The organism is Saccharopolyspora sp. NPDC000995 (assembly GCF_053599315.1).
Genome location: NZ_JBSFLZ010000287.1, coordinates 1 through 2,256 on the forward strand (window position 1 = coordinate 1; position 2,256 = coordinate 2,256).

The 2,256-nt window shown below is 68.3% G+C and carries 2 protein-coding genes and 1 pseudogene; 1 reads left to right on the forward strand and 2 read right to left on the reverse strand.

What is annotated here, in order from left to right; genetic code table 11:
- Positions 1–362: 362 nt before the first annotated feature.
- A complete protein-coding gene (locus ACWDKQ_RS35810; protein WP_450143179.1) occupies positions 363–1,541 on the reverse strand; it encodes an ROK family protein in 1,179 nt (392 codons plus the stop codon).
- Positions 1,504–1,920, reverse strand: coding sequence for an ABC transporter permease subunit (locus tag ACWDKQ_RS35815; protein ID WP_450143180.1), 417 nt, complete (start codon positions 1,918–1,920; stop codon positions 1,504–1,506). The genes ACWDKQ_RS35810 and ACWDKQ_RS35815 overlap by 38 nt, the downstream gene beginning before the upstream one ends.
- Between ACWDKQ_RS35815 and ACWDKQ_RS35820 the strand changes: the two are divergent.
- Positions 1,920–2,165: pseudogene (locus ACWDKQ_RS35820) on the forward strand (glycoside hydrolase family 3 N-terminal domain-containing protein); the annotation flags it as partial. The gene ACWDKQ_RS35815 and the pseudogene ACWDKQ_RS35820 overlap by 1 nt on opposite strands.
- Between the last annotated feature and the right edge of the window lie 91 nt (positions 2,166–2,256).

The window sequence follows — 2,256 nt, forward strand, 5'->3', positions numbered from 1 at the left end:
CCGCACGCCGCGCCAAATACCCAATACCCAGAACAAAAGCGAAGTACAACGCCAACAACGCAAAATCCACCGCGTTGGCGTCAAGCAGCTGACCCTGAGCCAGTACCTGGGTGCTCGCCCATCTCCCAGTGAACAAGGTGGTCCCTCTTTTCGCAGGAACGTCGGAAGTGGCGCGCCGAGAACGCAGGACGCGAAGATTCGCTCGACCGGGTCGGGTTCGACGCCGGTCCAATATGTTGTCCGCAGCAACATATCACCGGGAGGCGTCGCGCAGAAGCTTACTGGATTGATCAAGAAGATTCGGCGTAACCACATCGCAACGTGCGCTTTCCCCGCTGGGGCAACGGTTTCGGCCGTTCGGCTCAGCCGCTGGCCAAGACCTGCTCGAAGGCGAGCTCGGCGGCGCCGAGCAACTTGCCGTCGCCGCCGAGCGAGGAAGTGACGAGCTTGGTGCCGCCCATCGCACGGCTGACCAGGCTGCGTTCGGAGACCAGCCTGCCGACGTGGTCGATCAACGTGCGCGGCAGCGCGGTGAACAGATCACCCAGCACCACCAGTTCCGGGCACAGCAGGTTGACCACGTTGCACAGCCCGATGGCCAGCCACTCGCCGAACTCCCCGAGCCGCTGCAACACTTCGTCGGGCTGTTGCGCCAGCGCGTGCAGCTCGGCGACGACGACGCCGCGCGGCGAATCCTCCGGCAGGTCCAGCACCCGGCTCAAGGCCCGCTCCCCCACCTCGGTCTCCCAGCATCCCCTGCTGCCGCAATAGCATTGGTGCCCGTCCGGCCGCACCACCATGTGGCCGAGCTCCCCGGCATAACCCCCGCTGCCCCGCAACGGCATGCCACCGGAGATCACCCCGCCACCGACACCGACATCGGCTCCGACGAAAACCGCATTGGTCACTCTCCGCGCCGCGCCGCGCAGGTGCTCGGCGAGCACGCTGAGTTCCGCGTCATTGCCGACTTCCACCCGCCGACCGCCCAACGCCTTGGAAAGCCAGTCGCCGAGCGGCACTTCGGTCCAGTGCAGGTTCGGGGCCTCGCGCACCATCCCGTCCGCGCGGCGCACCACGCCGGGCGCCGACGCCCCGACCGCGACGACGTCGACGCCGGCCTCCTCGATGAGCACCGCGCTGTTGTCGACGATCTTGGTGAAGACCTCGCGCGGATCTCGGGTGGCCGGGCGGAGGCTCCAGCTGCACCGGTTGAGGATCTCGCCACCCAGCCCGATCAGGGCCATCGCGACCTGCTCGACCCGAATGTCGACCGCCAAAGTCACCGCCGCGTGCGGCTGCGGCAGCACCAGCAGCGACGGCCGGCCGGCGCCGCTGCGCTGAGCGGGCACGCGCTCCACGACGAGGCCGTCCTTGACCAGCTCGTCGACCAGTGCCTTGATGGTGCTGCGGTTGAGCCCCATCTCGGTGGCTAGCGCCGCCCTGGTGCAGGGCCCGCCAATGTGCAGCCGACGCAGCAGTACCGCCCGGTTGTGCTGGCGCACCTCATCGGGCCGCGCTCCCGCGTGTGGTGTCGTGGTCAACTCGGCCGCATCCTCCGCGTGTTTCGGGCTTCGCTCCGGGGAAAGCTGTAGCACAGTGACCGCTTGCGCTGCGCGACGTCCTCCGCTCACCTCCATGCTGCGCCGTCGAACGCCGCCGGGACAGCTCGTCCACTCCCGCGGCAGCCACCATGGTGACGTTCACTCCGGCGCGGTGCGCGGCATCCCGGTTGTTGCCGACCGCGTGCAGGTGCCGGCCGTAGCGGGTGCGGTCTAGCACGTGCGTGCCGACGACCAGCAGGAACAGGATGATCGGCACCACGTGGGGCACGCCGCGGATCGATGCCAGCTCAGGAGGCGGTGAGCGGTTCAGGGTTAGCAGGTACGTCGCGAGGCCGCCGCACCCGAGAACGGCGGCCACTGACCGGCCTGCAGGGGTCCAGTTTGGACGCTCCGGCATCCGTGCTGGCGACCGCAAAGCACTACGCCGGAGACGGCGGCACGACCGGCGGCGACGAGAAGGGCAACACCGAGATCGATGAGGCGGAGCTGCGCGCGGTGCGCCTGCCGCCGCTCCAGGCCGCGATCGAGCGCGGCGTCGGCTCGGTGATGATCTCCTACAGCAGCTGGAACGACGTCAAGATGCACACCAACGACCACCTGTTGACGTCCTCCCCACGGCTAAAGCCGGGGGATTCCAACCAGCGCTAACGCCGGTTGAGGTTCCTGCTTCACGGACCGCCTAACGGCGAGGTCT